General features: G+C 71.2%; 8 protein-coding genes. 5 read left to right on the plus strand and 3 right to left on the minus strand.

From position 1 onward, the window contains the following. Positions 1-303, plus strand: a 303-nt coding sequence (locus tag G6021_RS06285; RefSeq protein ID WP_182640866.1) for an alpha-ketoglutarate-dependent dioxygenase AlkB, incomplete at its 5' end; no start/stop codon positions are given. A gap of 61 nt (positions 304-364) precedes the next feature. On the opposite strand, the gene G6021_RS06290 is transcribed toward G6021_RS06285, so the two are convergent. After that, positions 365-1,072 (minus strand): PIG-L family deacetylase, encoded by a 708-nt coding sequence (locus G6021_RS06290; protein ID WP_179523634.1) that lies wholly within the window; start codon positions 1,070-1,072, stop codon positions 365-367. Positions 1,073-1,121: 49 nt separating this feature from the next. Between G6021_RS06290 and G6021_RS06295 the strand changes: the two genes are divergently transcribed. The 3 genes from G6021_RS06295 to G6021_RS06305 all read left to right on the plus strand — a co-directional run bounded on the left by G6021_RS06295 (position 1,122) and on the right by G6021_RS06305 (position 4,531). Beyond that, positions 1,122-2,774, plus strand: coding sequence for a phospholipase D-like domain-containing protein (locus G6021_RS06295; RefSeq protein ID WP_182640867.1), 1,653 nt, complete (start codon positions 1,122-1,124; stop codon positions 2,772-2,774). A 120-nt stretch (positions 2,775-2,894) separates the two neighbouring features. After that, on the plus strand, positions 2,895-4,052 hold the full coding sequence (locus G6021_RS06300; protein ID WP_179523632.1) for an acyl-CoA dehydrogenase family protein: 1,158 nt from the start codon (positions 2,895-2,897) through the stop codon (positions 4,050-4,052). A gap of 68 nt (positions 4,053-4,120) precedes the next feature. Beyond that, positions 4,121-4,531 carry an arsenate reductase ArsC gene (locus G6021_RS06305; RefSeq protein ID WP_182609654.1) on the plus strand — a complete coding sequence of 137 codons (411 nt, stop codon included), beginning with the start codon at positions 4,121-4,123 and terminating at the stop codon, positions 4,529-4,531. On the opposite strand, the gene G6021_RS06310 is transcribed toward G6021_RS06305, so the two are convergent. Both G6021_RS06310 and G6021_RS06315 read right to left on the minus strand, forming a co-directional pair. Continuing rightward, positions 4,528-4,764: a thioredoxin family protein gene (locus G6021_RS06310; protein ID WP_107757545.1), complete on the minus strand. Its 237-nt coding sequence runs from the start codon at positions 4,762-4,764 to the stop codon at positions 4,528-4,530. The genes G6021_RS06305 and G6021_RS06310 overlap by 4 nt on opposite strands. 20 nt (positions 4,765-4,784) lie before the next feature. After that, positions 4,785-5,876: a permease gene (locus G6021_RS06315; protein ID WP_182640868.1), complete on the minus strand. Its 1,092-nt coding sequence runs from the start codon at positions 5,874-5,876 to the stop codon at positions 4,785-4,787. 24 nt (positions 5,877-5,900) lie between these two features. On the opposite strand from G6021_RS06315, the gene G6021_RS06320 reads away from it, so the two are divergent. Next, positions 5,901-6,302: FAD-dependent oxidoreductase (locus G6021_RS06320; RefSeq protein WP_182640869.1), on the plus strand; the 402-nt coding region annotated here is incomplete at its 3' end.

A 6,302-nucleotide genomic window follows, 5' to 3' on the forward strand; every position in this document is an offset into this window, starting at 1 on the left:
CTCTACGGCCGTGACGCCACCATGGGCCTGCACCAGGACCGCGACGAGGCCAGCTCGGCGCCGGTGGTCTCGCTGAGTCTCGGCGACACCTGCACCTTCCGCTTCGGTACCCCACACCACCGTGGCCGCCCGTACACCGACGTGCGGTTGGAGTCCGGTGACCTCGTGGTGTTCGGTGGACCGTCGAGGATGGCCTTCCACGGTGTTCCCAGGGTGTTCGACGGCACCGCGCCGGCCTGGTGCCGGGACGTGCTCGGCGCGGGTCCGGGGCGCGTCAACATCACTCTCAGGCAGACCCGCTGACGGGCCCCCGTCCGGCCCCGGCCTGGCCTCACCGGCCCCGACCGGCGGGCTCGCGTGCCGGTCAGGGCCGCATGCGCCGGAAACTCACCACGGGCCGGTCCCCGGCCAGGTCCTCTCGGGGGGCGCACACCGACTCCACCTGCCGGCGGGCCTGCTCGGGGACGGGGGTGCCGGGGTCGAGGACCGAGAGGTACTCCTTGTGCTCGGCCAGCGCGGCGACGGCCGGTTCGACGAACCCCTCGACGTCCACGTAGTGGGTGGGCTGCGGTGCGGACTCGAACCACATCCGGGGACGCCCCTCGGCGGCGTCCACGCCGACGGCGGCCACCAGGTCGTCGTACGTCGCGCCCACCGCGGCACCGAACTCCATGTGATCGCTCTGGTTGGGGGCACCGGGCGCCCACTCGGGCCCCGAGTACAGGGAGATCACGATGTCCGGCCGGTGACGGCGGAGGGAGTCCGCGATCGCGTCGCGGAGCTCCGAGTCGTTGACGATCCTGCTGTCGGGGAAACCGAGGAACTCCACCTCCTCGACGCCCACGATCGCCGAGGAGCGGCGCTGTTCCTCCTCCCGGACCGGTCCGGCGATCGAGGGGGGCATCCCCTCGATCCCCGCCTCGCCGCTCGAGGCCAGCACGTAGACGATGTGGCGACCCTCCGCGGTCCAGCGGGCCACCGCGGCGGACATGCCGTACTCGGGATCGTCGGGATGGGCGACCAGGACCAGGCCGCGGGTCCAGTCGGTGGGAAAGGGCTCGGGTGGGGTCATGGGGAGAGTATTGCCGATCCGGGGTGACGAGTCGGTAGCGTCCGAACACATGGCCCTCACCGAGTGGTTGCTCTCCGCGCACGAGCGGGGCAACCCTGACACCCGTCTGGATTCCCGTCATCCCGGGAACGAGGCCTGGTCGGAGGGCAACGAGGTCCGCCCACTGGTCCACGGGGCCACGTATTTCGCCGAGCTCTTCGACAGGATCGAGGCCACCGGGCGGGGCGATCTGATCCTGTTCACCGACTGGCGCGGCGACGCGGACGAGCGGCTCACGGGGGAACCCGGCAGCGAGGTCTCGGCGGTACTGCGACGGGCCGTCGACCGCGGGGTGGCCGTGCACGGGCTCGTGTGGCGCTCGCACTCGGGGATCGACGAGTTCTCCCACGAGGAGAACCGACGGCTCGGGCGGAAGGTCGATGACCGGGGCGGCAACGTCCTGCTCGACATGCGGGTGCCGCCGCGCGGGTCGCACCACCAGAAGATGGTGGTGATCCGACACGCGGACGCCCCGCGGCGGGACGTGGCCTACGTGGGCGGCATCGACCTGTGTCATTCGCGGCGGGACGACGCCCGACACCGGGGCGACCCGCAGGCGCAGTCGATGTCCGAGGTCTACGGGGTGACGCCGCCGTGGCACGACGTGCAGTGCGCCATCTCGGGACCGGCCGTGTACGACGCCGAGACGGTGTTCCGGGAACGGTGGGAGGACCCGGCGCCCCTGACGCGGTCGCGTCGCCGGTTCCGCGTGGACCGCGACCACGTGGACGTGCGCGCCGAACCGTTGCCCCCGCAGGCGCCGCCGCCGGCGGTGCTGGGTGGCACGCACGTCGTCCAGCTGCTCCGCACCTACGCCGGCCGGCACGGTCGACGTGCCTACCCGTTCGCACGGAGGGGTGAGCGGAGCGTCGCCCGCGGGTACGCCAAGGCGTTCGAGCGTGCCCGTGACCTCATCTACGTGGAGGACCAGTACCTGTGGTCGCGCGCGATCGCGGACTCCTTCGTGGAATCGCTCCAGCGGGACGAGGGACTGCACCTGGTCGTCGTGATGCCCCGGTGGACGGACAGCGACAACCCGGTCTCCCGTCTCCCGCAGCTCCTCGGCCGGCAGCGCGCCATGAGCCGACTCGCCGCCGCGGCCCCCGGCCGGGTGGCCTTCTACGCGCCGGAGAACTCCGACGGCACCCCGGTCTACGTCCACGCCAAGGTGTGCGTCGTGGACGACACCTGGTGTTCGGTCGGCTCCGACAACTTCAGCCGGCGCTCGTGGACCCACGACTCGGAACTCTCGGCGGTGGTGGTGGACACGGCCGCGTCCGATCACAGTCCGTACGCCCGCAGACTGCGTCTGACCCTGGCCGCCGAGCACCTGGGGCGCGGCGTGGACGGTCCGGGGTATCCGGGGGACGTGTCGGAGATCGCGCACGGGGACGGCGATCCGGGCGACGACGACGACCTCGCGCGCCTGATGCACGACTGTCCCGACGCGGTGGGGACGTTCCGGGCCTTCGCCGACTCGGCCGCCGCGCTCGAGGAGTGGCATCGCGGCGGTCGCCGGGGGACGCGGCCCCCGGGTCGGCTGCGTCCGCTCGCGCCGCCGCGGCTCAACCCGCTGACGATGGCGCTGGCGTTCCCGGCCTACCGCTGGCTGCACGATCCGGACGGTCGCCCCTGGCACCTGCGGGTGCGCGGACGGTACTGATCCGCGGACGGGACTGATCCGCGGGCGGTGCTGATCCGCGGGCGGGACCGCCGGGAGGCCCCGGTCGGTCTGGGTAGGCTGAACCGCGCACGTCGCGTCGATCGACCACCGGAGGCCATGGTGACCCTGCTCTTCCCCGACTACCGCCCCTCCTGGGAGACCGACGACCACCGGCTCCTGCGCGAGCACGCCCGCGCCTTCTTCGCCAAGGAGATGACGCCCAACCAGGAGAAGTGGGCCCGGCAGAAGCACGTGGACCGCGAGACCTGGCTGCGCACCGGCGAGGCCGGGCTGATCTGCCTCGACGTGGCCGAGGAGTTCGGCGGCCAGGGCGGGGACCCGGGCATGGAGTACCTCGTCACCGAGGAACTCGTCTACTCGGGGGACACGGCGTTCGGCATGGGGGTCGGATCGACCATCACCCCCCACTACGTGGCCAACTACGCCACCGACGAGCAGAAGCGGGAGTGGCTGCCCAGGTTGTGCTCCGGTCAGTGGATCTCCGCGATCGCCATGAGCGAGCCCGGTGCCGGTTCGGACCTGCAGGGCGTCCGCACCACCGCGCGGCGTGACGGTGACCAGTACGTCATCAACGGCTCCAAGACCTTCATCTCCAACGGTGGCTCCGCCGACTTCGTGGTGGTGGCGGCCAAGACCGACCTCGACGCCGGCCACAAGGGCATGGCGCTGTTCGCCGTGGAGGCCGACACCCCCGGTTTCGAGCGGGGCCGCGTGCTGGAGAAGATGGGCCGTCACGGCGCCGACACCGCGGAGCTGTTCTTCAACGACATGCGTGTGCCCGCCGCCAACCTCCTCGGCGGCGAGGAGGGGCAGGGCTTCTACCAGCTCATGAACCAGCTCCCGCGCGAGCGCCTGGCGATCGCGGTGGACGCCCTGGCGATGGCCGAGGCCGCCGTGGTGGAGACCCTCGCCTACACCCGTGAGCGGCAGGCCTTCGGCAAGCCGATCCTCGACTTCCAGAACACGCGGTTCGAGCTGGCGGCGTGCAAGACCTCCGTCATGGCCACCCGCACCTTCATCGACCACTGCATCTCCCGCGAGATCGCCGGCGAGCTGGACGCCGTGACCGCCTCGATGGCCAAGCTCCAGGCCACCGACATGCTCGACGACGTGGTGGACCGCTGCCTCCAGCTGTTCGGGGGCTACGGCTACATGATGGAGTACCCCATCGCGCAGAAGTTCGCCGCCGCCCGCGTCATGCGGATCTACGGCGGCACCAACGAGATCATGAAGGAGGTCATCGGCCGGGCGCTGTGACCCGCCGCGCGTGGGCGTCGAGCGGCTACTATCGACAGTCGTCGATACATTCTGCCGGGGGAGCCACCGTGACCGATCGTCCGTCCGTCCTCTTCGTCTGCGTCCACAACGCGGGCCGCTCACAGATGGCCGCGGCCTACACCGAGCACCTGTCCGGAGGCGCGGTGGAGGTCCGCTCGGCCGGGTCGGCGCCGGCGGACTCGATCAACCCGGCCGTCGCCGAGGCGATGGCGGAGGACGGCATCGACATCTCGGCGGCCACGCCGAAGGTCCTCACCACCGAGGCGGTGCGGTCGAGCGACGTGTGCATCACCATGGGCTGCGGTGACGTCTGCCCGGTCTTCCCGGGCAAGCGGTACCTGGACTGGACCCTCGACGACCCCGCCGGTCAGGGTGTCGACGCGGTCAGGCCCATCCGAGACGAGATCAGGCGCCGGGTGACCGGACTCCTCGCCGAGCTCGGCGTGCGCCCGGTCTAGCGTCCGCGCAGGATCTCGGTGAGCTGACGGACGGTGGGCACCTTCCCTCCCAGGACGAGGTCGTCGTCGACCACCAGCCCGGGTGTCTTCATCAGTCCGTAGCCGGCGATCTCGCCGACGTCGGTGACCTCGACGATCTCCGCGTCCTCGCCCAGCGCTGCCAGGGCCTCCCTCGTGCGGGTGACGAGGGTGTGGCAGTTGCGGCAGCCGGGCCCGAGCACCTTGACGATCATGGTTCCTCCTGCATCCGGGGTCAGGCGATCACGTTGAACAGTAGGCCGATGGCGAGGATGCCGGCCGCCACGACGGCGAAGAACAGTGCGAGCAGTGGTGGCCTCATGACCCGCCTGAGCATGATCGCCTGGGGGATGGACAGCGCGATCGAGCTCATGATGAACGCCATGACGGTGCCCAGGCTCATGCCCTTGGCCCACAGTGCCTCGGCGATCGGCACGACCCCGGCTCCGTTGACGTAGAGCGGGATCCCCGCGAGGGTGGCCACGAACACCGCCAGCGGGTTGTCCGGGCCCGCCCAGCGGAGGAAGAAGTCCTCGGGGACCCATCCGTGGATCACCGCGCCGACGCCGACGCCCACCACCACCCAGATCCACACGCTACGGAGGATGTCGCGGGATTCGCCGAGAGCGGCGTCCACCCGTTCGCGCAGCGAGGGCACGTGGCCGTCCGCGCGGAGTACGGCGACGCGGGTGGTGAAGACGACGTCGTCGACCCACCTGTCGAGCCGGAACCGGGACAGGGCCCATCCCGCGACGAAGGCGATGGCGGCGCCGGCGCCGACGTAGGCGGCGGCGATGTGCCACCCGAACATCTCGCCGATCATGATGGCCGCGATCTCGCTGATGAGCGGGGAGGCGATGAGGAAGGTGAGGGTGACCGAGAGCGGGATCCCCGCGGCCACGAAGCCGATGAACAGTGGGATCGAGCTGCAGGAGCAGAAGGGGGTCACCACGCCGAGCACGATGGCCAGCGTGAGGCCGACGAACAGCCCCCGGCCCTCGAGCCAGTCCCGCGCGCGGTCGAGGTCGAGGCTCGCCCGGAGCATGCCCACCAGGAACATCAGCCCGAGGAGCAGGAGGACGATCTTGATGGTGTCGTAGAGGAAGAAGTGCACGGCACCGATCGCGCGGTCGGCGAGGTCGAGTCCGAGCCAGCCGACGGCCGCGTCCCAGAACCACTCGTTGGCCACCCACAGGGCCACCCAGGACACCGCGGCCAGCGCGAGCGCCGCCACGAGCCGACGCTGCTCACGGGCACCGGTGTCGGTGTCCGGGGCGTCGTTCTCCGGGCCGGACGGGCCGGTCGCGGAGGCGGGCAACGAGGTCATACCTCCACTGTAGGATTGGTATCGATGAGTGTCGATAGGAACTGTTCAGGGGGTGGCGAGAGGGGGTCGGGCAGGGTGAGGGACGTCGTGGTGATCGGAGGCGGCCAGGCCGGCCTGGCCGCCGGTTTCCATCTCACCCGCGCCGGCGCGGACTTCGAGATCCTCGACGCGTCCGACGGGCCGGGGGGTGCGTGGCCGCACACCTGGCCCTCGCTGCGACTGTTCTCGCCCGCCGACTACTCGTCCCTCCCGGGTCGCCGGATGCACCGGACGGACGACGGGAACCCCGACGCGGCCCACGTGGTGGAGTATCTGCGCGGGTACGAGGAGTACTACGGGCTGCCCGTCCGGCGCGGGGTCCGGATCGTGGCCGTGGAGCGGGACGATCCGGACGGGTTCGTCGTCCGTGCCGCCGACGGCCGCCGG

Source organism: Dietzia sp. CW19 (assembly GCF_014145265.1).
GTDB lineage: Bacteria > Actinomycetota > Actinomycetes > Mycobacteriales > Mycobacteriaceae > Dietzia > Dietzia natronolimnaea.